Source organism: Enterococcus sp. DIV0008 (genome assembly GCF_050542615.1).
GTDB classification, from domain to species: Bacteria; Bacillota; Bacilli; order Lactobacillales; family Enterococcaceae; genus Enterococcus_D; species Enterococcus_D innesii.
Genome location: NZ_CP172937.1, coordinates 1,056,135 through 1,078,893 on the forward strand (window position 1 = coordinate 1,056,135; position 22,759 = coordinate 1,078,893).

Annotated in this window: 28 protein-coding genes; 20 read left to right on the top strand and 8 right to left on the bottom strand. The window is 43.3% G+C overall.

What is annotated here, in order from left to right; genetic code table 11:
• The first annotated feature begins 23 nt into the window (after positions 1-23).
• From ilvC to IGI84_RS05020, 5 genes are all read left to right on the top strand, one after another.
• The gene (gene ilvC / locus IGI84_RS05000) at positions 24-1,013 is read left to right on the top strand and encodes a ketol-acid reductoisomerase (protein WP_270274510.1); all 990 of its coding nucleotides are present in this window, start codon (positions 24-26) and stop codon (positions 1,011-1,013) included.
• Between the two features lie 11 nt (positions 1,014-1,024).
• A complete protein-coding gene (gene ilvA, locus IGI84_RS05005; RefSeq protein WP_430600859.1) occupies positions 1,025-2,278 on the top strand; it encodes a threonine ammonia-lyase IlvA in 1,254 nt (417 codons plus the stop codon).
• 168 nt (positions 2,279-2,446) lie between these two features.
• Positions 2,447-3,496 carry a hypothetical protein gene (locus IGI84_RS05010; RefSeq protein WP_081118783.1) on the top strand — a complete coding sequence of 350 codons (1,050 nt, stop codon included), beginning with the start codon at positions 2,447-2,449 and terminating at the stop codon, positions 3,494-3,496.
• The gene (locus IGI84_RS05015) at positions 3,497-4,756 is read left to right on the top strand and encodes a tetratricopeptide repeat protein (RefSeq protein WP_081118782.1); all 1,260 of its coding nucleotides are present in this window, start codon (positions 3,497-3,499) and stop codon (positions 4,754-4,756) included. It begins immediately after the preceding gene.
• Positions 4,757-4,765: 9 nt separating this feature from the next.
• Positions 4,766-5,323, top strand: a complete 558-nt coding sequence (locus tag IGI84_RS05020; RefSeq protein WP_077452638.1) for a YpiB family protein — start codon at positions 4,766-4,768, stop codon at positions 5,321-5,323.
• 45 nt (positions 5,324-5,368) lie between these two features.
• Here the strand turns inward: IGI84_RS05020 and IGI84_RS05025 are convergent, their stop codons facing one another.
• Positions 5,369-6,274, bottom strand: coding sequence for a YitT family protein (locus IGI84_RS05025; protein ID WP_010749295.1), 906 nt, complete (start codon positions 6,272-6,274; stop codon positions 5,369-5,371).
• A gap of 136 nt (positions 6,275-6,410) precedes the next feature.
• On the opposite strand from IGI84_RS05025, the gene IGI84_RS05030 reads away from it, so the two are divergent.
• From IGI84_RS05030 to IGI84_RS05045, 4 genes are all read left to right on the top strand, one after another.
• The gene (locus IGI84_RS05030) at positions 6,411-6,761 is read left to right on the top strand and encodes a nucleotide pyrophosphohydrolase (RefSeq protein WP_430600862.1); all 351 of its coding nucleotides are present in this window, start codon (positions 6,411-6,413) and stop codon (positions 6,759-6,761) included.
• Positions 6,748-7,962: a CCA tRNA nucleotidyltransferase gene (locus IGI84_RS05035; RefSeq protein WP_430600863.1), complete on the top strand. Its 1,215-nt coding sequence runs from the start codon at positions 6,748-6,750 to the stop codon at positions 7,960-7,962. The genes IGI84_RS05030 and IGI84_RS05035 overlap by 14 nt, the downstream gene beginning before the upstream one ends.
• A 7-nt stretch (positions 7,963-7,969) precedes the next feature.
• The gene (locus IGI84_RS05040; protein ID WP_077452636.1) at positions 7,970-8,338 is read left to right on the top strand and encodes a thioesterase family protein; all 369 of its coding nucleotides are present in this window, start codon (positions 7,970-7,972) and stop codon (positions 8,336-8,338) included.
• 67 nt (positions 8,339-8,405) lie between these two features.
• Positions 8,406-8,864, top strand: coding sequence for a hypothetical protein (locus tag IGI84_RS05045; RefSeq protein WP_008381061.1), 459 nt, complete (start codon positions 8,406-8,408; stop codon positions 8,862-8,864).
• A 33-nt stretch (positions 8,865-8,897) separates the two neighbouring features.
• Here the strand turns inward: IGI84_RS05045 and IGI84_RS05050 are convergent, their stop codons facing one another.
• The 6 genes from IGI84_RS05050 to IGI84_RS05075 all read right to left on the bottom strand — a co-directional run bounded on the left by IGI84_RS05050 (position 8,898) and on the right by IGI84_RS05075 (position 13,725).
• A complete protein-coding gene (locus IGI84_RS05050) occupies positions 8,898-9,173 on the bottom strand; it encodes a hypothetical protein (protein ID WP_074933093.1) in 276 nt (91 codons plus the stop codon).
• Positions 9,174-9,315: 142 nt separating this feature from the next.
• On the bottom strand, positions 9,316-10,710 hold the full coding sequence (locus tag IGI84_RS05055) for a Y-family DNA polymerase (RefSeq protein ID WP_430600865.1): 1,395 nt from the start codon (positions 10,708-10,710) through the stop codon (positions 9,316-9,318).
• A 253-nt stretch (positions 10,711-10,963) separates the two neighbouring features.
• A complete protein-coding gene (locus tag IGI84_RS05060) occupies positions 10,964-11,350 on the bottom strand; it encodes a VOC family protein (protein ID WP_077452634.1) in 387 nt (128 codons plus the stop codon).
• A gap of 64 nt (positions 11,351-11,414) precedes the next feature.
• Positions 11,415-11,825: a FosX/FosE/FosI family fosfomycin resistance hydrolase gene (gene fosX / locus IGI84_RS05065; RefSeq protein ID WP_144771972.1), complete on the bottom strand. Its 411-nt coding sequence runs from the start codon at positions 11,823-11,825 to the stop codon at positions 11,415-11,417.
• A gap of 653 nt (positions 11,826-12,478) precedes the next feature.
• A complete protein-coding gene (gene rpmG, locus IGI84_RS05070) occupies positions 12,479-12,628 on the bottom strand; it encodes a 50S ribosomal protein L33 (protein ID WP_005229384.1) in 150 nt (49 codons plus the stop codon).
• A 137-nt stretch (positions 12,629-12,765) separates the two neighbouring features.
• Positions 12,766-13,725, bottom strand: coding sequence for an ABC transporter substrate-binding protein (locus IGI84_RS05075; protein WP_077452631.1), 960 nt, complete (start codon positions 13,723-13,725; stop codon positions 12,766-12,768).
• Positions 13,726-13,927: 202 nt separating this feature from the next.
• Here IGI84_RS05075 and IGI84_RS05080 point away from each other — a divergent pair, with 202 nt between their 5' ends.
• The 9 genes from IGI84_RS05080 (at position 13,928) to IGI84_RS05120 (ending at position 20,185) form a co-directional block, all read left to right on the top strand.
• Positions 13,928-14,719, top strand: coding sequence for an ABC transporter ATP-binding protein (locus IGI84_RS05080; protein WP_077452630.1), 792 nt, complete (start codon positions 13,928-13,930; stop codon positions 14,717-14,719).
• Positions 14,716-15,696 carry a FecCD family ABC transporter permease gene (locus IGI84_RS05085; protein WP_194195304.1) on the top strand — a complete coding sequence of 327 codons (981 nt, stop codon included), beginning with the start codon at positions 14,716-14,718 and terminating at the stop codon, positions 15,694-15,696. The genes IGI84_RS05080 and IGI84_RS05085 overlap by 4 nt, the downstream gene beginning before the upstream one ends.
• Positions 15,696-16,673 carry a FecCD family ABC transporter permease gene (locus IGI84_RS05090; protein WP_086292846.1) on the top strand — a complete coding sequence of 326 codons (978 nt, stop codon included), beginning with the start codon at positions 15,696-15,698 and terminating at the stop codon, positions 16,671-16,673. The genes IGI84_RS05085 and IGI84_RS05090 overlap by 1 nt, the downstream gene beginning before the upstream one ends.
• A 90-nt stretch (positions 16,674-16,763) precedes the next feature.
• Positions 16,764-17,303 carry a 5-formyltetrahydrofolate cyclo-ligase gene (locus IGI84_RS05095; RefSeq protein WP_077452627.1) on the top strand — a complete coding sequence of 180 codons (540 nt, stop codon included), beginning with the start codon at positions 16,764-16,766 and terminating at the stop codon, positions 17,301-17,303.
• Positions 17,304-17,315: 12 nt separating this feature from the next.
• Entirely contained in the window at positions 17,316-17,984 is a 669-nt protein-coding gene (locus IGI84_RS05100) for a rhomboid family intramembrane serine protease (RefSeq protein ID WP_005229393.1), read from the top strand.
• Between the two features lie 30 nt (positions 17,985-18,014).
• Positions 18,015-18,224 carry a YqgQ family protein gene (locus IGI84_RS05105; protein ID WP_077452626.1) on the top strand — a complete coding sequence of 70 codons (210 nt, stop codon included), beginning with the start codon at positions 18,015-18,017 and terminating at the stop codon, positions 18,222-18,224.
• Positions 18,224-19,195, top strand: a complete 972-nt coding sequence (locus tag IGI84_RS05110; RefSeq protein WP_005229395.1) for an ROK family glucokinase — start codon at positions 18,224-18,226, stop codon at positions 19,193-19,195. Before IGI84_RS05105 ends, IGI84_RS05110 begins: the two co-directional genes overlap by 1 nt.
• An 83-nt stretch (positions 19,196-19,278) precedes the next feature.
• Positions 19,279-19,680 (top strand): rhodanese-like domain-containing protein, encoded by a 402-nt coding sequence (locus tag IGI84_RS05115; protein ID WP_016613157.1) that lies wholly within the window; start codon positions 19,279-19,281, stop codon positions 19,678-19,680.
• A 148-nt stretch (positions 19,681-19,828) separates the two neighbouring features.
• Positions 19,829-20,185, top strand: coding sequence for a DUF488 domain-containing protein (locus tag IGI84_RS05120; RefSeq protein ID WP_077452625.1), 357 nt, complete (start codon positions 19,829-19,831; stop codon positions 20,183-20,185).
• A 55-nt stretch (positions 20,186-20,240) separates the two neighbouring features.
• On the opposite strand, the gene IGI84_RS05125 is transcribed toward IGI84_RS05120, so the two are convergent.
• Positions 20,241-20,408 (bottom strand): DUF3042 family protein, encoded by a 168-nt coding sequence (locus tag IGI84_RS05125; protein ID WP_017144401.1) that lies wholly within the window; start codon positions 20,406-20,408, stop codon positions 20,241-20,243.
• 150 nt (positions 20,409-20,558) lie between these two features.
• Here IGI84_RS05125 and IGI84_RS05130 point away from each other — a divergent pair, with 150 nt between their 5' ends.
• Together IGI84_RS05130 and galE are read left to right on the top strand one after the other, a co-directional pair.
• On the top strand, positions 20,559-21,716 hold the full coding sequence (locus IGI84_RS05130) for a galactokinase (protein WP_269924325.1): 1,158 nt from the start codon (positions 20,559-20,561) through the stop codon (positions 21,714-21,716).
• Between the two features lie 41 nt (positions 21,717-21,757).
• Positions 21,758-22,756, top strand: coding sequence for a UDP-glucose 4-epimerase GalE (gene galE / locus IGI84_RS05135; RefSeq protein WP_142962843.1), 999 nt, complete (start codon positions 21,758-21,760; stop codon positions 22,754-22,756).
• The last annotated feature ends 3 nt before the right edge of the window (positions 22,757-22,759 follow it).

Consider the following 22,759-nt stretch of genomic DNA (forward strand, 5'->3'; position numbering starts at 1 on the left):
GAAAGAATTCGGAGGAAACAAGTATGGTAAAAGTATATTACAACGAGGAAGTTACAGATAATCTAGGAGACAAGAAGATTGCGATCATCGGCTATGGCTCTCAAGGGCACGCCCATGCGCAAAATTTACGGGACACAGGCCATGAAGTCTTTATCGGCATTCGTGAAGGAAAGTCAGCAGAAGCCGCAAGAAACGACGGGTTCGAGGTCTTTCCAGTAGCCGAAGCCACACAAAAAGCGGACGTAGTCATGATCTTGGCACCCGATGAGATCCAAGGATCGTTGTATAAAAATGAGATCGAACCGAATCTTTCTGCCGGCAATGCATTAGCATTTGCGCATGGTTTCAATATTCATTTTGATGTGATCGAGCCGCCAAAAGAGGTGGATGTGTTTCTAGTTGCGCCTAAAGGACCGGGCCACTTGGTGCGTCGAACCTTTACCGAAGGGTTTGCGGTGCCAGCCTTGTTTGCAGTCTATCAAGATGCAACTGGCAACGCACAAGCGACAGCTTTATCTTATGCAAAAGGCATTGGTGCCACACGGGTCGGTGTTTTGGAAACCACCTTTAAAGAAGAGACCGAAACCGATCTTTTTGGGGAACAAGCCGTACTTTGTGGCGGTTTGACCAGTATGATCGAAGCTGGCTTTGAAACATTGGTAGAAGCCGGGTACCAACCGGAATTGGCGTATTTTGAAGTTTGTCATGAATTGAAACTGATCGTTGACTTGATTTATGAAGGAGGCTTCAAAAAAATGCGTCATTCGATCTCAAATACGGCAGAGTATGGCGATTACGTTTCCGGTGCACGGGTGATCACCGCGCAAGCTAAAGAGAACATGAAAGCCGTATTGACAGATATCCAAAATGGTCAATTCGCGAAAGGATTCATTGAGGATAATCAAAATGGCTTCCCTGAATTCCATAAAATGCGTGAAGAAAACGGCAACCATCAAATTGAAAAAGTCGGTAGCGAATTACGGAAAATGATGCCGTTTGTTGCGAAAGATTAGGGGGGACGCGTTTGTTGGTGACAGTTTCTGCAATCGAACAAGCCTACGAGCGACTGCGGGGAGCAGTTAGTCATACACCGCTGCAATATGATCGCTTTTTATCTGAAAAATACCAAGCGACGGTTTTATTGAAACGAGAGGACTTGCAAAAAGTCCGCTCCTTCAAATTACGAGGTGCCTACTATGCGATCACCCAGGCAGATCCTGTACAGACCAGTCGTGGGGTTGTCTGTGCCAGTGCTGGGAATCATGCCCAAGGCGTTGCTTATACCTGTCAAGAACAGCAGATCCATGCGGTCATTTTCATGCCGACAACGACCCCGCAACAAAAAATCGCGCAAGTCCTCTTTTTCGGCGGTGACTACGTCAAGATCGAATTGGTGGGAGATACCTTTGATGCGGCGGCGCAGGCTGCCAAACAATTTGCCAAAGAAGAACAAATGGCTTTCATTGCTCCTTTTGATGATCCCAATATTATCGCAGGACAAGGAACAGTAGCCGTGGAAATGTTGGCTGATGCTGAAAAGAAACAAGTAACGATCGATTTGGTGGTGGCTGCCATTGGCGGTGGTGGCTTGATCAGCGGAACCGCAGCCTATTTGAAAGAAAAGCAACCGAAGATAAAAGTTGTTGGAGCAGAACCTGTAGGGGCAGCCTCGATGCAAGCAGCCTTTGATCACCAAGGACCAGTGGCTTTAGAGCATATTGAAACCTTTGTGGATGGTGCGGCAGTCAAACAAGTCGGAGCTCAAACCTATGCCCATGCCAAACGCTACGTGGATCAATTGGTAACGGTGGAAGAAGGTGCAATCTGCCAAACGATTTTAGAATTATACAGCAAACAAGCGATCGTCGCTGAACCAGCTGGTGCCTTGAGTGTGGCAGCTTTGGATCTGATCAAAGAGCAAATCAAAGGCAAAACAGTCGTCTGTATTGTGAGTGGCGGCAACAATGATAGTTCCCGCATGGCTGAGATCGAAGAGAAATCACTGATTTATCAAGGATTGAAACATTATTTTATCGTCAACTTCCCGCAACGTCCCGGTGCGTTGAAGGAATTTGTTAGCCATGTATTAGGGCCTGATGATGATATCACGAGGTTTGAATATACGAAAAAAATCAATCGTGGAACAGGACCAGTAATGCTGGGAATCTTGTTGAAACACAAAAAAGATCTACCCGCATTACTGTCACGAATTGAACAGTTTGACCAAAACTATATCAACCTTCAGCAAAATCAATCACTTTACTCGCTTTTGGTTTAGAAAAAAACATGGTTTCCTTTGTAATAACAGGAAATCATGTTTTTTGCTTTTTGGCATAGAAAGATGGGACAAATCGGCGAAAAATACTTCCTAATGGTTAGCGATTTAGTAGGTGTTTCAGCGGCTTCTTGCTATAATAGTAAGTAGTAGCAACAAAGGAGTGAGCCGATGGAAGCTGTTTTTTACAGAAATGAGCAAGAAACTCAGATTTCTTACGGTGAAACACTGGCATCGGTCATGAAAGAACAGTCGATCGAGCCGCAGCAGGTGATCATTTTGACGAATCAGCGTTATTATGACCGCTTTTCAGAAAAAGTAACACGCCTGTTTTTGCCGCGCGAGGTCAATTGGTATATTTGTACCAACCAAATGTATTGCAACAACTTTAGCGAATTTAAGGCCGCAATGGATTTCTTCGGTCGCTTTTCTAAGCAAGAGTCCTTGTTGATCGTCGGATTTGGGAATGAAGGTGTATTGGCACTGAGCAGTTTTATCCATGCGACTTCGGTTCTAACGACAAAGCTTTGGCTGATTCCCGTCTCCTTGCGGGCTTTAGCTAAAAGTGTCAAAGAAACAGCGATCGTTGTGAAAAAGCCAGATATCCCGATGTTGGAAAACCCTAACACACCACAATTTGTTATTTTCGATCAGACGATTGCCGAAAAGCAGATCGATGGGAAACTGGTGGACTTTTTGACCCTGATCCGTGGTGGCGTGCTTGCCGATAGCGATTTTTTAAAAGAGCTTTATCGAACGTATCCCAGTCATCAGGCGTTGATGAGACACTCATTGGCAGCATATACCAATCAGCTGATCCAATTGTATCAGCAGTCGGGCGGCGAATTGGAGGAGTTTGGGCAACTCTTTGCCGATGCTGCTTATCGAACGGAAAATGGTCACTTACTGTCTGATGCGATGAAATTGTTCTTTGGCTTTTTGTTTCATTTTATTTGGACAGTCCAGCAGCAACAGTTGACTGTCGATCTGCCGGTGTTTTGCCAATGGCTTACCCGATTAGGCTTTCCTATCGAATTGCCCGAATCTTTTTCCTTAAGCGAGTATTTCAGCCATGTACTAGAATTGCAGCAAAAAGAAAAAAAACTGTTATTTTTGGCAAAAGTTGGTACAATAGGGGGCAGAACAGAAATCGAGGAAAAAGATCTTGTCCAGACGATGGAGACTTATCAGCGATTAATCAATGAGATTCGAGGGGTCTAGATGGAAACTTATAGTGAAAAAATGTTAAAAGCACTAGCCGCAGAAGAGTTGGCAGAAGCACAATTGAATTTTACCGAAGCACTGCAAAAAGATGATGATGAAACACTCGGCGCTTTGGGCGATGAATTATTGCAGATCGGTTTTTTAGAAGAGGCAAAAACGTTATTTGAAACCCTGCAGCAGCGGCATCCTGAAAATGAAGCTTTGCTGCTTCCTTTAGCAGAAATTGCGATGGAAGAAGACCAGATCGAAACGGCCTTTGCCTATATCGATCAAATACCACCAACGAGTGAAGCGTATCTGCAAGCCTTGTTATTGAGTGCGGATCTCTATCAACTGATCGGTATCCCGGAAGTCAGTGAAGCCAAATTAAAAGAAGCGCAAAGCCTTGTGCCAGAGGAACCCTTGATTCGCTTTGCCTTAGCTGAGTTAGCTTTTTCAACGGATCGCTATCAAGAAGCTGTTGACCTTTATCAAGGATTGTTGGAAGAAGAAATTACGGATATTTCAGGGATCTCAATCGTTGAACGGACCGGGACTTCATTGAGTATGGCAGGTAAGTTTGAAGAGGCGTTAGAATACTTTGAAGCAAGCTTAGAAGACGAACAGACGGATGAGCGTCTCTTTCAAACAGCTTTAGTCTATTTGCAGCTGAAGGAAAATGAACAAGCGATACGCTACTTGCAGCAGTTGCGGGTCATGAATCCCCAATACCGGGCCTTGTATCTCTATTTGGCTGAAGCATTGCAAGAAGAAGAGCAGCTGGAAGAAGCGCAACGTGTGATCGAGGAAGGAATTCATGAAGATCCATATCAAGTAGATTTCTATCATTTTGCTGCCGAGAATGCTTACCGACTTCATGACAGTGAAGCAGCCGAATCATTTTTACTTAAAGCACTGGAAACTGGTGAAAAAGAAGAGGATACCTTGCTGACCTTAAGTAATTTATACTTGAACGAAGAGCGTTGGCAAGAAGCGATCTTGGCGATCGAGCGAATGGAAGACAATGAACAGCCTCACGCTCTATGGAATCTGGCGCAAGCCTTCAATGCGTTAGAAGATTTTGACAAAGCAGCAAAATATTACGAAGCAGCCAATGTTGATTTGCACCATGAACCAGCGTTTATGAAGGAATACGGCATTTTCTTACGTGAAGAAGGACGTTTGTCTGAAGCACTTCATTTGCTGCAACATTATTTGGCACACGAGCCAGGTGATTTAGAAGTACAGTCGATCGTGGAGGACTTATTAGAAAGATAGGTGAGAGAAATGAACGTCAATGTACAAGAAAAGAAAAAGTTTCTTAATTGGTTAGTTTCGACCGTTTCCTTCAGTCGTCGTGAAGTCTCTTGGGTGTTGAACTATCTGGCGAATCATGAAGCGATCTTGACCAATGTTCATTTTGTAGAAGGGGCCGCTGCAGCCAAACGAGGGTTAAGTGTCCGCAGTACGGAAATTGGAGGCGAACCCTTTGTCTTGAGTATCGAGGGACAGACCTTTTATGACATTGATCAGATTTTTCATGAGATTCGCATGAATTGGAAACAACCGTTGTATCTTGAATGTCTCTTCCCAGATTCTTGGTCGCAATCCCTATATTTAGCTGTTCTGGAAGACAATCCCTATGAACGGTGGAACGACCACTTGGATCAAGAAATGACCCAACATGTTACCCAGTACCTTGAAAAAGAAGAAGCAAAAACCAAAATCGATACCTTGTATCGGCAGATCGATCGAGCATTGGAAAACGGGGATCGTGATGCCTTCTTAGAACTTTCCGATGAAGTAAATCGGCACTTGCTCCAGCAAAAAGAAGAAAGCCGTTAACAAGCAAAAAGCAGTCCTTTAATCGGGGCTGCTTTTTTTATGTCATTATTTTGTTTTAGAAACAGCGGTTTTGCGCTGTAAGAACCGCGACTTAGGCCTTAAATAGGTAAAGCCTTCGCCTTCGACTTCATGGACATTGATGACCGAAACAAACGCTTGCGGATCAAAGTCATGAACGATGCGCTTGACTTCAGAAATCTCCCGTCCACTGACCACCATATATATGATTTGTTTCGATACTCTTGAGTAAGCCCCTTCGCCCTGTAAAAACGTGACACCGCGTTCTAATTCATCCATTAAAACAGGAGCCATCTCTTCGCTGTGATTGCTGATCACTAAGATCCCTTTCGCTGAATAGCCGCCGTCTAGGATCGAATCGATCACACGCGTGAAGACATAAGAAAAAATCAACGTATACATCATGCGGTTCAAATCTATATAGGTCAAAGAAAGCAACAGGACGAACACATCAAAGATCAAAAGCGACCGCCCGATCGTCACCCCAAAGTTTTTCTCTAAAATACGTGCCAATACATCGACGCCACCTGTTGTTCCACCAACTTTGTAGACGATCCCACTACCGATTCCTGCAATCAAACCGGCTAAGAGTGCGACGATCAGTAGATCGTGCTGTAGATCGATCAACAGGGGAACACTCTGCCAAAAGGCCAACCAAAAAGACAAACCAAAGGTTCCTAAAATCGTATACACTAATGAGCGTCGACCAAGAATTTTGCCACCGATCAAAATGATCGGAATATTTAAGATCAACGTACTAATGGCAGGATTGATGCCCCATAAGGCTCGCAGGATCAAGGTAATCCCTGTCACACCGCCTTCTGCTAAATCATTTGGGATATTTAGATAGACTAGACCGAAGCCATAAATACTCGTACCGAAAATAATCAAAACAATGTCGCGAATCGTTCGCCATGAAAAAAATGCCCGCATCCTGTTTCCTCCGTTATTCAACTTCCACAAGTATCAATGTAGCACGAAATCATTGAATGTACAACAAATCCTGAGGGGGCTCTATCTAGGCAGGCAGCCATTCTTTTGGTAAGATAAACGAGAAAGGGTGAAGAAGATGACAGAAAAACGTTCTTTGGCATCGATGCAAGAAGAAGTCGATGCCTATATTCAACAATTTAAAACTGGCTATTTCAGCCCCCTCGCCCAAATGGCTCGTTTGACCGAAGAAGTTGGCGAATTGGCGCGAGAAGTGAATCACTATTACGGGGAAAAAAATAAAAAAAGCAATGAAGTTGAAAAGACCGTGGCAGAAGAACTCGGTGATGTACTCTTTGTGACGATGATCATGGCTAATTCACTAGACATCGACCTGACTGAAGTGTTTGAGGAAAATATGGCAAAATTCAATCAGCGGGATGCGTATCGTTTTGAAAGAAAAGATGGGAAAGTACATGAAGCTGACTAAACTACCAAAAGAATTTGCAGAAGCTGCACCACTCCTAAAAAAAATCGAAGCCGCAGGCTATGAAGCCTACTTCGTTGGCGGCAGCGTGCGGGATACGATCTTAGGCCAGCCGATCCATGATGTCGATATTGCTACCAGTGCATTTCCAGCCGAGATCAAGGCGCTTTTTCCTCGAACCATTGACATTGGTATCGAGCATGGGACGGTGCTGGTCTTGTGGGAGCAGGCGCAATATGAGATCACCACGTTTCGAACCGAAGCCGCCTATCAGGATTATCGTAGACCTGACAAAGTCGATTTTGTCCGTTCCTTGAAAGAAGATCTAAAGCGGCGGGATTTTACCATCAATGCATTGGCACTTCAAGAAGATGGGGTCATCATTGATCTTTTCGATGGACTTGCAGATATCGAAAATCAAATTTTACGAGCAGTGGGTCACCCACAGGAACGGTTTCATGAGGATGCGCTGCGAATGATGCGGGGGCTACGTTTTGTCAGCCAATTGGGCTTTGTTTTAGAAACAGAAACGTTGGCTGCTATCCATGCGAATCATGCCTTGTTAGGAAAAATCTCTGTTGAACGGATCATGATTGAATTCGTCAAATTGCTGTTAGGCAATCATCGGAACCAAGCACTACGGGCGCTAGTAGAAACCGAATGCTATATCTATTGCCCAGGCTTACGGGAATATGGCGAAGCGTTGTTGCGGATGGCAGACTTGCCCGCGATTCCTTTAGAAACCGAAACGGCTGCTTGGGTTTTGCTCATTGACCAAATCGGTTTAGCTCCAGAGGCAGTCCGCAGCTTTTTAAAAGCTTGGAAATGTTCCAATGACTGCATCCGCCAAGTACACACGGCTTATCAAGCACTGCTAATGCGTCGAAACGGCGAATGGAACGATCTGCTGTTGTATCAGTTCGGTCTCGAAGCGACCTATTTAGCCGAGGTATTATTGCGTTATGACAAGCTGCCCAATGATCCAGCAAAAATCAGTCAGCGGTATCAGCAACTACCGATCCATTCTTTGAAGGAGCTGGCGATCAATGGACGCGATTTGCTGCAGACAGTTGATCGTTCTTCTGGGCCGTGGCTCAAAGAAGTCTTGGCTGCTGCCGAAGCTGCAGTCATCACACGGAAAGTTCCTAATGAGAAAGAAGCACTGTTGGCATTTGCCCAAGCATATTTAGCGAAGGAGGGATAACTGAAGAATGGAAAGTAAAAAAGACTTTCTCGTTGACCTTCAAGACACTGCGGCTGTTATGGGTTCTGGGGGCTTGGCAGTTTTAGCAACCCCTCGACTGGTAGCAATGGTGGAAAACACCTGTTGGGAAGCACTTGAGCCTACTTTAGATAAAGGGTTTACTACCGTGGGTACAAAGTTTTCGATCGATCATTTAAAACCTTCCCCAGTCGGAGCAACAATCACTGTTTTTGTCCAATGGGAAAAAGAACAAGGATTCCAGTTTGATTATCAGGTGACCGATGGGTCTCAACAACTCATTGCCAAAGGGACTCATCAACGAGCGGCGGTGGAAATCTCTCGGTTTATGAAAAAAGTCAACGAAAACCAAAGTTAATTTGTGTCCCAGTAGCGACTATGTGTTAGAATTAAAATGTATTATTAATAAAAAGGAGCGTTTTGTCATGGCTAGAGAAATGAAAGCTTTAAAATTTTATTTCCGTAATGGAGAAACATGGACGATCGAGCGCCGTTACATCGGTGACTTGTGGATCAAACAAATCACGACCAGTTTTGGCCGTATCCACGGAAGTGAATTTGTTGAGATTCATCCATGTGCTGGGTTCAAAATTGAAATCTTCCAAGAAGGCGATCATGTGGCAACACATGACATCAACTTAGGCGGACTTGAATTAGGGATGTTTGCTCGTGCGTTGAAATATGAAGATATTGAACGTATGGAAATTCTTTACCGTAACGGTACACCGGATCTTGTGTATTTCCCATACAAGGACAAAGATACGGAAGGCTTGGATAATGTATACCAATCAACAAAAATCAGTGAAAAAACGAAGAGTCTGTATATCGTGATCGACCCAAATCAAACGGTTGATGACGTTTATCAAGAACATTTCGAAGAATAAGAAAAACGCAGAACCAGCTGGTTCTGCGTTTTTTTAGAATGATTCTTGGAACATATCCGTATACTTTTTTAATAAAAGATAATCTTCGGCATATTCATCTTTTAAAACGATCGTATCGCCAAAAAAACTTTTACGAGCATGTTGAATGATCCGATGCTGAATGTCTTTTTCCAGAAGGTAATCGATCTCAGACTGTTTCAGGTTTTGTGCAGCAGTCGCCCGATTCTTTTCTACATATTGCAGCAAATCGTACTCAAGGTGTCCTGCACCATTGATGACTCGTTTGTATTCGATTTTGTCAATTTTCATCTGCTCACACTCCTTGCTATTAAAGTACCTTAGAAAGGAACAAAGGGGGAGATGAATGAATCGAAATTACATAAATCTTTAAAAAATAGACCATTTGTTAATGTTATCTTAAGAATTGTGATCACAAAAGAAAGAAACAAATTTATGTAACTGTCGTTTGCGAACCATTAGCTATCGATTCTTTCTCCGTTTGCTGATGGACAGGTCCTATGTTGGCGATCCCATCTAGACCACCAGCATGACCACCAACTAATTTGCTACGGGCAATGGCACGAGCGCCTTCCATCCGGCTTGTGGCGTGAACGATCGAAGTGAAGCCGTATTTTTCACGAATCTTATCGATGATCAAATCTAATTTACGTTGGCGCAACTGCGTTTCTGCTTGCTCAAAAAGATCCAACTGAACATTTTCTGTATAAACCAATTTTGAATAGGTAACGCCAATGTGGCGAACGACTTGCCCGGTATAAAATTTTCGAAAGAGAAACAGACAATGAGCAACAAGTTTGCGGGTATTGTCGGTTGGTGGGATCTTCATTTGCCGGGAAAAACCAGAGGCAGTTTCCCCAAAGGCTACGCCGATGTAAACATTGATACAAGCGGTCTGACAATGATGGCGGCGAATTCGGGCGGCAACTTGCTCCGCCATTTCCTTGATGACGATCTCAATTTCTTCTTGCAAGTAATAATTGCGATGTAGGACCTGACTGTTGCCATAACTTTTTTCCATGACCTGCGGTGTCGGTTCAGCTAAAATCGTGCGATCAATGCCGTGAGCGTGATGGTAGAGCTGCTCACCAATGATCCCCATGCGGCTGCGCAAAAGATCAGGACTGGCATGAGCCAATTGTTCGATCGTTTCAATCCCCATCAAGTGAAGTCGTTTTTCTGTGCGTCGACCGATTCCCCAAAACTCCGTCATAGGGGCGATCTGCCAAACTTTTGTCGGTACATCTTCGTAGGTCCATTCGGCAATCAAGGAACGGTTGTGTTTTGATTCGTTATCCAAAGCCAATTTTGCTAACAAAGGGTTGTCGCCAATACCGATGGTGACATACAATTTCGTTGTTTCGTAAATGTCTTTTTGAATTTGCTGGGCAATCAGCCATCGTTTTTCTTCGCGAGAAATGGTTTTATCGGGAATGAAAAGATCCAGTGTACGGGTCAGATCCATCATCGTTTCGTCAATTGAATAGATCAGTAAGTCGTCTTGTCCAACATATTTGCGAAAGACATTATTGACTTTGGTATTTTCTTTGATATAAAAACTCATACGTGGCGATGCTTTGTATAAATCGGGATGCGTCGGCAGATTGTCATTGCGAGTCACGTTTGAGATTCCTAATGCCGATTTTGCCTTAGGGGAAGCCGCTAAGATTAAGCCATTTCCAGTATTGTCAGAATGAGACATGACGACCAGCATCGCTTGGATAGGGTCTAATCCGCGCGAGATGCATTCGACAGAAGCATAAAAACTTTTGACATCGATAAATAAGATATCGCGTTTTGGCTCGAGCGCATAATTAAAACCACCCATTTTTATCACTCCTTACCGAGATTATACGAACGTTTGTTCTTTTTTGTCAAGCGAACAGGAGCGGATGAGTGGATTTGTTTTTTTATAGAGATATTATTTTCGTTTCTAATTGAGGAGAAACGTTGGTTTATAAGAAATACATTCAATTCAGATTGTCAGAATTCGATTGGACATTAAAACGGGATTTTGTCTTTTTACCCGCCGAATGATTAAAAAAACAGCCGATCCATTGGATCGACTGTCGCTTTATGGATCAATTTTCGGCAGGTAGCGTTGCAAACAAACTTAAGAGATTGCCGTCTATATCTTTGACGATGGCATAGCGTTGCCCCCAAAAGGCAGACCAGGGTTCTTTGAAAGACTGATACCCGGCAGCTACGACTTTTGCATGAAGGGCATCAACTTCTTCAGGGGAATCACATAAAAAGGCTAATTCAATCGTATCACCCACAGTCATTGGTGGATGTCCGTAGATCCCGGCAACCATTTTGCGGCTATTCAAGGAGATGCGAACACCATCATTTGCTAATTCCATATAATCTTCTGAGTGCTGACCTAATGGCGTAAAGCCAAGTACTTGATAAAAAGCCAGTGCCTGTTCCATGTTCTTTGTGATAATACCGACCATATCTAGTTTCATTTTTTTCTTCCTTTCATGTGGGAATTCTTTACATAACAGTCCATGCAGTTGCGAGCAATGAAGATTACTTAATTTCTGTCAGACGGTAATGGTGCAATCGTTCAGCCAACGTACCAGTATGCAGTTCAAACAAATGGTTGTCATCGTCGTAAAAATAAATAGAAGCACCTTCGCCTTTGATGCGGGAACGATCTTTTTCGATCTTCAATCCTAGTCCTTGGATGCGCGTAATCAAGGAATCGATTTGAGCTTGATCGATTTTAAAGGCAATATGGTTATACGTTTTCGGCAGCTTCTGGGAGGCATCCTCCATAACAGCAAGCCATAAGCCATCGATTAAAAAGAATTTTTCTGGGAAGTAAGAATGAGACTGGTCTCGGCTATCATAAATTTCCTCTGCTTCAAACAATGTTTCCAGCATCGTTGTCGTCTTTGCTAAATTCTGTACGATCAACGTGATATGGGAAATCTCCATCGCATCAACACTCCTTTGTTATGACGAAATAGGGGAAAGAGAAACAATCAGTATCAAAATAAGCATTGTGTTAGTGATTGTGAAATACCAAGAGGAAGAGCAGAACATAAAACAGTGCATCTGTTGCGCAAGGAATAAGTTTCTTCTTGTATTTGGTCCAAAAGAAGACATTTATTAAGAAGAGGACAATCACCGTCGGTAGGCTAAAGGTCCAAGCAGGGTGTTTGATAAAAATGAAAAGCATATTTCCAATAAGAGCAAAAAGAAAAGCGCCATAAAACAGACGATAGTTACTAGGTAGATACACAAAATTGCCAAGCATGGGTTCACCTCCTATAGGCAGTATAGCATGAAAGGGGCGGCTGGTACTCAAAGTATATTGAAAGGACAGCTAGAAGAAAAAGCTGGTTCATGTTCTATGTGCCGCCTTTGTTGAACATTAGATTCTTTTTTACATTATACATTAAAATTTATTTATACGTCGCTTCAAAGAAAAAGTTGGCTCAAAAGTTCAAAGCAAATAAGTGAAAATAGGGGAGTGGTTGTGTAAAGAGGGAAATAAAAATACAGCAGCTATCATTGCAAAATGTCTGAAAAAAAAAGAAGTTCGCAAACGCCTTGGTTATCAGCGTTTGCGAACTTCTTAAATAGTATTATTTTGTTTCGCGGTGTAAAGTAACTTTTCTTTCACGTGGGCAATATTTTTTCTTTTCCAAACGATCAGGATTGTTACGTTTGTTTTTGTTTGATAAGTAGTTGCGTTCTTTACAAGAAGTGCACTCTAATGTGATGTTTACGCGCATGATTTTCCCCCCTAACGATACAAGAATCCTCTAAGAAATCTCTCAGACTAAAATATAATAGCATGTTTCGTGAGGGAATGCTAGCTTTTTCCTGAAATTTGTTAAGTAGTTTTACTTGACGAATTTCTTGAAACCCATTAGTCCAATTTGCTCTGGATATCTTCGATCATTTTGGTATAGGCGATCGGACCATTGTAGAGCCAGCTTGATTCAGGACCGAATTCCCATAAATGATTGTTCTTGACTGCATCAAGATTTTGCCAGACTTGTTCGCTGAAAAAATCAGCGCCTTTATCACTATTGACTAAAATCAAGTAATCGGCATCCAATTCTGCCAATTTTTCCAGAGAGACGGCAGACCAGTCAGCAGTGGCACTTTCACTGATTTCTGAAACCAGTGTGGGAACTTCAAAACCGAGTTCGTGATACAGCAGTTGACCACTTGATTTTGTTTCTGAAACCATAAAGACGGAATTATTGACCACCCATAAAACAGCGATCGACTTGCCTTTGATTTGATCAGCATAAGCTTCTTTGGTAGCAGCGACTAAATCATCATAATCGGCTTCTACTTGGGCAGCTTGCTCTTCTTTGTGTAAGACCCTTGCGATATCTGTCAAGCGTTCACGCCAGGTCACGTCTTCGCCATTTGTGACCACATAAGTTGGCGCGATCTTGCTGTATTGTTCATATTTGTCACCTTCCACCATGGAACTGCTGTCCATCAGTAGCAGGTCTGGTTCAAAGCTCAAGACATCTTCATAGGGCAGATCATAATTGATTCTTGGCACATCTGCTAGTTTGTCTTGCAAGTATGCTTGATCACTGTCATTGCCGACGGTCCATTGAGCAACCGGTGTTACCCCTAAAGCAACCAAATAATCTTCCAAATAACTACCGATCACCCGTTGTGGGTTTTCGGGAACAGTGACTTCATTTCCCGTCGCATCGGTAAAGGTTGTTGCTATTTCTGAAGAAGTAGTGGCTGATCCACTGCTATCCGTTGAGTCATTATTCGTGCCGCAAGCACCCAGTAGGGTAAGGGAGCAGGCAGCTAGTAGGGTAAGCCAAGTACTTCTTTTTGACCATTGTTTCATAAAAACACTTCCTCCTTTGTTACATGTTGAGCACTTATTGCTTTAATTGAGAATAGTTCTCATTTACTGATAGCTATTATCACGAAGAATCCCTCGTTTGTCAATCATATTTTTTTATTTCCTTTTTTTAGAACTATTGACGAATAGCAGGATTACATTCATAATTGATAAGCATTATCAATCAATTATTTTGGGGACGAATATGGCGAAATTACGAACAGTTGACTTAAGTGTCGGCTATCAAAAACAAAAAATTGTGCAAAATCTAACAATCGAGATACCAGAAGGAAAAATCATCGGGTTGATTGGTCCGAATGGCAGTGGAAAATCGACATTTTTAAAGGCACTCGCCCGAATTTTACAGCCTTTGTCTGGTGAGGTCCTATTAGATGCCCAAAACCTACAGAACATTAAAACCAAAGAAGTGGCTAAAAAGATTGCGCTGCTTTCTCAAGTTAGCGACTCATCGATTGGCTTGACGATTCGCGAAATCGTTTCTTACGGTCGTTTTCCCTATCAAAAAGGACTGAATAGTCTATCGGAACAAGATCTTGCGGCGATCGACTGGTCCTTGCAGGCAACGGGTTTGACGGCACTAGCAGATGAAACGATCAGCACGCTGTCAGGGGGACAAAAACAGCGCGTTTGGATCGCCATGGCACTGGCGCAAGATACGGATATCGTGATTTTAGATGAACCAACGACTTTTTTAGATCCTGCGCATCAATTAGAAATTTTGCTCTTATTACAGCAAATCAATAAAACCTACGGAAAAACGATCATTATGTCGATTCATGACCTGAATCATGCGTCACGTTTTTCTGATTATATTTACGCATTAAAAGGTGGAGAGCTGTTGGTTTCCGGTACACCGGAAACAGTGCTGACCAAAGAATGGCTGCAACGTTTGTTTGAAATCGATGCCGTGTTAGGTACCTTTCCTAATAGTACAAAGCCGTTGGTCTTGACCTATGAGTTAGGAGCCCAAGCATGAAAAAATTTCCTTGGTTGCTGCTGCTTTTTAGCGGCTGCTTTATTATCTGTTTCTTTTTAGCGATCACTCAAGGAGCGGCCAACCTTTCTTTTGAAACGATTGGGGATGCTGTCTTTGCTTTTGATTATGAGAATCAGCTGCATCAAGTCTTGCGCAATATTCGGTTGCCGCGTGTTTTGGCTGCTTTTCTAGTAGGAAGCTGTTTTGCTGTTACAGGAGCCATCATGCAGGGGATTACGAGAAATCCCTTGGCAGACGGTGGTCTTTTAGGTGTCAATAGTGGGGCTGCCTTGGGACTAGCGATCGCATTTATCCTCTTTCCTAGTGTGCAACCGAGTCAAGCGGCGCTGTTTTCCTTTTTTGGTGCGTTTGCGGCAACTGGGCTGCTTTTTTTACTGACCAGATACGCCAAACTAGGCATGTCGCCCACGGGACTGATTTTGGCTGGTGTGGCATTAAGTTCTTTTTTCTCAGCCATTAGTCAAACTCTGTCATTGCAATTTGATTTAAACCAAGAGCTAGCCTTTTGGTTTATCGGTGGTGCGGCGAATGTGACTTGGCAACAACTGCGTTTTGTGGGACCCATCTATCTGATAGCCATCGTTTTTGTGCTACGTCTAGGAAAAGCCCTCAATCTGTTAGCGCTAGGAGATGACACCGTTATTTCATTAGGGAAGCATCCGCATCTGATTCGGGCATCTGCCTTACTGTTAGTCGTAGTTTTGGCGGGAATGGCGGTTTCGCTTGTTGGACCGGTCAGTTTTGTCGGCTTAATGGTTCCTCATGTCGTGCGAGGAATGGTGGGTAAAAACTATCAACTGATTTTGCCTTTGACGATCATCGGAGGCGGGACTCTAGTGATGGCCGCTGATCTGGCAGGTCGCTTGATCAATCCCCCTTTTGAGACGCCATTTGGGATACTGATGGCGTTGATCGGTGTGCCTTTTCTATTGGTCAAGATACGGAGGGAAGACTGATGAAAAAAACACTCTTTGTTTTTTTTCTACTGGTGATGGCCGCTTTTTTAGGAAGTGTCATGGTAGGAAAAACAATCTTATCCTTTCAAACATTAGGCGCAATCTTTCAAGGAACGGCGTCTTCAAGTCAAGTACTGACGTTTACTGAGTTTCGACTGCCACGGGCTTGTCTGGCATTGATCGCCGGCGGTGCCTTTGGTTTTTCTGGGTTTGTCTTGCAAGGGGTGACGAGAAATGAGCTGGCTGATGCAAGTATCGTGGGAATCAACAATGGCGCGGGTCTCTTTGTAATGATCTACTTAGGGTTTTATACCCAAGGATCGCAGCTCTTGCCTTTTGTTGGGATCATCGGTGGTTTATTAGCTGCATTACTGGTCTATTTGATTGCCTATAAGCACCACCAATTGTTGTCGATGGAGCGAGTGCTGCTGGCGGGAATCGCTGTCAATGCAGGGTTGGCGGCGGCTACCTTACTTTTTACGGTGGAATTATCAAAAGATCGCTATCGCTTTGTAGCAGCATGGCTTTCAGGTTCGATTTGGGGAACTTCTTGGCAGCAAATCACCAGTCTGCTTCCTTGGGTCATCGTATTGTCTGCCGCAGCGTTCTGGACCGTACCAAGGCTTAATTTACTTGGCTTTGGCGAGGAGCAGGCAATTAGCTTAGGGGTTTCTTTGACCCGTTTGCGGACGTGGTTTTTAGTGATCGCGGTTGGTTTGGCTGCCAGTACGGTTGGCTATACCGGTAATTTAGCCTTTGTTGGCTTATTAGCGCCTCATATCGCCAAGGGGCTCATCGGCAGAGAATCTCGCAGTGCCTTTTTCTTAGCCGGAATGATCGGCAGTCTGCTAGTCTTAGTCAGTGATACGATCGGCCGTTTACTATTGACAAGCGGTGAGATCCCAGCTGGTATCATCATTTCTATCGTAGGGGCACCGTACTTCGTCTACTTACTGATCCGACGCAAGGGGCGATAAGCAAAAAGTCATGATCATGCCAAGAAATCTGCGATTCTAGTTTGCTATTTGGACACAGTTTTTGGTACTATTTCTGAGAGGAGTGATCCAATGGAAAAACCAGTCATTAGAGAGCACATGATCCAAACATTAAAAAAAATGCCGATCAAGCAAAAGCAGCAGAAAGAAACGGTGATTTTGCAGTTGCTGTTTTCTTCTCAGATTTGGCAAAGGGCTGAGTCAGTAGGTGTGATCCGTTCGTTGCCATTTGAATTTGATACAGCGGCTATTTTTGCTAAAGGATTTGAACAAAACAAACGAATCGCAGTGCCGAAAGCACAACAAAAAAAATTGCAGTTTTATCATGTGGAGCCGGCAACGCGTTATGAAACGTCGGCATTTGGGGTTGAAGAGCCGATCAGTGAGCAAGAAGCCCATCACTTGGATTTGCTGATTGTTCCGGGTTTGGCGTTTTCGAAAACAGGCTATCGCATCGGCTTTGGCGGTGGCTATTATGATCGTTTCTTATCAGCTTTTGATGGCAAGACCGTTTCTTTGGTTTTCGGAGAACAATTCAACGATCAATGGACACCAGATGTATTCGACATCCCAATCGATAAAATCTATACGGATTCGCTTATTCGCACGTAAAGGAGCACGTCAATGAATTCTCAAATGAAAAGATGGCTGAATCAGCCGGTCTTCACGTACCTATTTTTAGCTATCCAAACAATTGTGTTTATCTTAGGTTATTTTAGTCCCTCTATTCAATCAGGCGGGGTGATGTTTGGTCCGTTTGTCGTCTATTTAAATGAATATTGGCGTTTCGTTACCCCAATCTTTCTACATTTCGGGTTGGCACATTTTGCGATCAACTCTGTGATTCTCTATTATATGGGGCAGCAAGTAGAAGCCATCTATGGTCATAGCCGCTTTTTTGCCTTGTATTTACTAAGCGGCATCATGGGCAATACCATGAGTTTCGCATTCAACCAAATAGGGGTTCAATCAGCAGGCGCTAGTACTTCTTTATTTGGACTTTTTGGGGCATTTTTGATCTTAGGTTGGCATTTTAGAAATGATTACCGCATCCAAGCAATGGTACGACAATTTGCCTTATTCGTTGGATTGAACCTAGTTTTTGGGGTGTTTGATCAAACGATCGATATGTGGGGACACATTGGGGGGATCCTCGGCGGGTTATTGTTAGGTAATCTTTTGGCATTGCCAAAGAACTACGGAAAATATTCGATCCACACCAGAATCCTCTCTGGCGTACTCTTTGTTTTCTTATTGGCTATTTTTGTGATATATGGTTTTAAAAAATATTAATTACTTGTATAATAAGCAGGAAGTGGTTAAATGGAAACGTTATATGACGTACAACAATTACTGAAACAATTTGGTGTTTACGTATATGTCGGCAAGCGGATCTACGATATAGAACTGATGCAAATCGAGCTGAAGAACTTTTATGACAGTCGCTTGATAGATCGGGATATATATCTGACTGCCCGGCGAATTCTTACACGGGAGCATCGAATTGAAGAAAGCCGGGAGGAAAACAAGTGATGGACAAAAAAATCATCGGAATTGATTTAGGCGGAACAACTGTGAAATTCGCTATTTTAACGAGCGAAGGCGAGATTCAGCAAAAATGGAGTATTGACACCAATATTCTTGATGAAGGCTCACATATCGTGCCAGAAATCGTGGCATCGATCAATCATCGCCTAGAATTATATGGCTTACAGCCGGAAGCATTTATTGGTATTGGTATGGGGACACCAGGGAGTGTCGACCGTGACAAAGGAACCGTCATCGGTGCCTACAATCTGAACTGGAAAACACTTCAGCCAGTCAAAGAACTGATTGAAAAAGGCACAAAAATCCCGTTTGCCATCGATAACGATGCCAATGTAGCAGCTTTAGGTGAGCGTTGGAAAGGGGCAGGGGATAACAATCCTGATGTCATCTTTATCACACTAGGTACAGGTGTTGGCGGCGGTATCATCATGGAAGGGCAATTGCTTCATGGGGTTGCGGGTTGTGCCGGAGAAATCGGTCATATCACTGTTGATCCTGAAGGATTTGAATGTACTTGCGGCAAACGTGGTTGTTTAGAAACAGTTTCTAGTGCGACGGGTGTTGTGCGAGTTGCTCGACAGCTAGCAGAAGAATATGCTGGCGACTCGGCATTGAAACAACAGCTGGACAATGGGGAAGATGTTTCAAGTAAAGATATTTTTGAAGCAGCTCAAGCAAACGATCCATTTGGCTTGATGGTCGTTGATAAAGTGTGCTTCTACCTTGGGTTGGCATGCGGAAACCTAGGAAACACATTAAATCCATCAAGTATCGTTTTAGGTGGAGGCGTATCAGCAGCCGGTGAATTTTTACGTGAACGGGTTGCTGCCTACTTTGCTCAGTTTACCTTCCCACAGGTAACGGAAAGTACCGAAATCAAATTGGCAGAACTTGGGAATGACGCCGGTGTGATCGGGGCAGCATCATTAGCTTTGCAATTTGCAGCAAAAGCATAGATGACAAGCTGCTAGGCAATGATACATTCAAGCAGCATACATCAAAAAAAGAATGATTGTTACAACAGAGAGGAATAGAAGAAATGACACCAATTATGTGGCTAAACTTGGTTTTGGCATTAATTATCTTAGCAATCGCTTTGAACTGGGCGTATTTTCAAATCATGGGACGCCGTTCAGCAACGATCATCTCAGAAGATGAATTCAAAGCAGGAATGAAGAAAGCCCAAGTGATCGATGTTCGGGAAAAAAATGAGTTTGACAGTGGACATATTTTAGGGGCGCGTAATATTCCCTTTACTGTTTTGACGAATTCCTTCAGCGCATTTCGTAAAGATCAACCGATCTACTTATATGACACGCGTAAATCGTTGAGCATTCGGGCAGCAAATAAATTACGCAAAGAAGGCTTTACCAACGTCTATATCCTAAAAGAAGGGTATGAAGGCTGGAGCGGCAAGACGAAAAAGAAAAATAGTTTATAAAACAGAGAACTCAAGGCAAAAGAACACAAGCAAATTTGAATGAGCGACGAAACACCAAACGGAGTGTTTCAAGTAAGCCATTGTTCAAGTTACATTGTGGGCTTTTGCCTTTATTTGAACTTAGGTCTATCAATAAGGAGAGTGTGCGTTGATCAAGCGAAAAAGAATTTATGAAGCGGCGGAAACGACAGATGGCTATCGGGTGTTGGTGGATCGCATCTGGCCTAGAGGAATGAAAAAGGAGACAGCTCAGATCGATCTATGGCTCAAAGCAGTCGCACCAAGTACTGAATTGCGCAAATGGTTTGGGCATGATCCTGAACGTTTTGATGCGTTTAAAGACCGCTATCTACAAGAATTAGAGAAAACGCCAGCCAAAGATGCCTTGGCACAGTTAAAAACGTTGGTTGCTGAACAAGAGACCGTGACCTTACTATACGGAGCGAAAAATGAAGAACAAAATCAAGCCGTGATTTTGCAGGACTTACTGGAGAAGGAAGAATGATACCTAAAAGAGCCGCCAGCCTATTGAAGGCTGACGGCTCTTTTGTAGCAAATGATTAACGGGCAACGCTTTTACGCATCGCACGTTTCCGTTTTTCATCATGATCCGCTTGTTGTTCATCAATTGGATCAATCACTTGTTTCTTGACCGTCATAACAACACTTGCAGCTGCAGCAACCGTTGCGACTGTTCCTACTAAAAATCCTGAAAGAAATCGTTTCATCATTAAACACCTCGCCTTTAGTTATAGGTTCATTATGAATGAAAACGGAAAAAATATCAAAAAAAATCACTTTTGGGATTGAAAACGCTTGAAATGATTTAGTAAATATTTTACAATAAGTTTACTAAAAAGAAAGTAGGAGTGAGAAAAATGGAGCAATTGCAACAGATCTTTATTGATAAATTTGGAACAGCAGGCACAGGCGTGTATTTTGCACCAGGGAGAATCAACTTGATCGGTGAACACACGGATTACAATGGCGGTTATGTTTTCCCGGCAGCAATCACATTAGGGACGTATGCAGTAGCACGAAAACGTGAAGACCAGTTGATCCAACTCTATTCAGAAAACTTTCCAGAAAAAGGCGTAATTTCCTTTTCGTTAGATGAGCTGGATTACCGAAAAGAAGATGATTGGACAAACTATCCAAAAGGGGTCGTTCGTTTCCTAAAAGAAGCGGGGCAAGGGATCGATCGTGGCTTTGACATCGCTTTTTATGGCAACATTCCCAATGGCGCAGGTCTTTCTTCCTCTGCATCGATTGAATTGCTGACGGGGGTTTGTCTAAAAGATCTCTTTGATTTAACCCTGACGACCTTGGACTTAGTTAAAATCGGCAAAAAAGTCGAAAATGAGTTTATTGGCGTTAACTCAGGGATCATGGATCAATTTGCGATCGGAATGGGTCAAAAAGACCATGCATTGCTTTTAGATACGAACACTCTAAATTATGAAGTCGTACCAGCGGCATTTGGCGATTATGTCGTAGCGATCATGAATACCAATAAGCGCCGCGAATTGGCTGATTCTAAATACAATGAACGACGTGCAGAATGTGAAGAAGCATTAGCTCGTTTGCAAAAATCATTAGCCATTGATTCATTGGGCGCATTGGACGAAGCAACCTTTTTTGCAAATACAGCATTGATCGATGATCCACTCTTGATCAAACGGGCGAAACATGCAGTGACGGAAAACCAACGGACATTAAAAGCAAAAGCCGCTTTGACTGCTGGTGATCTTGAAGAATTCGGCCAGTTGTTAAATGCTTCGCATGCTTCATTGCGAGATGATTATGAAGTGACAGGGCGTGAACTAGATACATTAGTCGCAGCTGCTCAAGCGCATCCTGCTGTTTTAGGTGCGCGGATGACTGGTGCGGGCTTTGGCGGCTGCGGGATCGCATTGGTCAAAGCAAGTGAATGGGCTGATTTTGAAGCGTCCGTCAAAGCAACCTATTTAGCAGAAATCGGCTACGCAACCGACATTTATCAAGCAAGTATTGATGATGGTGCACGAAAACTGTAGAATAAGAAACGATGAAGGAATGAAGAAAGAAGGCTGAAAATATGGCGATTTTAGTATTAGGAGGAGCCGGCTATATCGGTTCTCATGCAGTCGATCAATTGATCGGACAAGGAAAACAAGTCGTTGTCGTTGACAATTTGCTGACAGGACATCGCCAAGCGATCCATCCAGCAGCAACCTTTTATGAAGGAGATATTCGCGACAAAGCATTTTTACAATCGGTATTTGAAAAAGAAACGATCGATGGCGTGATTCACTTTGCTGCCAGCTCTTTGGTGGGAGAATCCGTAGAAAAACCATTGAAGTATTTCAACAATAATGTGTATGGGATGCAGGTCCTCTTAGAAGTGATGAAGGAACATCAAGTGAAACATATCGTCTTTTCCTCTACAGCAGCAACTTATGGGGAACCTGACCATAGTCCAATCACGGAAGAAACCCCGACAAATCCTAAAAATCCATATGGCGAAAGCAAGTTGATCATGGAAAAAATGATGCGTTGGTGCGATGAAGCCTATGGAATGAAGTATGTCGCATTGCGTTATTTCAATGTGGCTGGCGCGAAGTCGGATGCTTCGATCGGTGAAGACCATAATCCAGAAACACACTTAGTACCGATCATCTTGCAAGCTGCTTTAGGACAACGTAAAGAGGTAGCGATTTTTGGGGAGGATTACGATACTCCAGATGGTACTTGTGTCCGCGATTATGTTCATGTCGAAGATCTGATCGCTGCTCACCTGTTGGCATTAGAGTATTTACAAAAAGGCAATGAGAGCAATGTCTTCAATCTAGGCAGCAATCATGGGTACTCTGTGAAAGAAATGGTGGAAGCTGCCCGCAATGTAACGAAAAAAGCGATCCCAGCCAGAGTGGCGCCGCGCCGTGCCGGTGATCCAAGTACCTTAGTGGCATCAAGTGAAAAAGCACGAAAGGTTTTAGGCTGGAAACCAGTCTATACCGACGTCGAAGCAATCATCGAAACTGCTTGGAATTGGCATGTCAGCCATCCAAATGGGTATCAAGGGCAGGAGGAATAACCA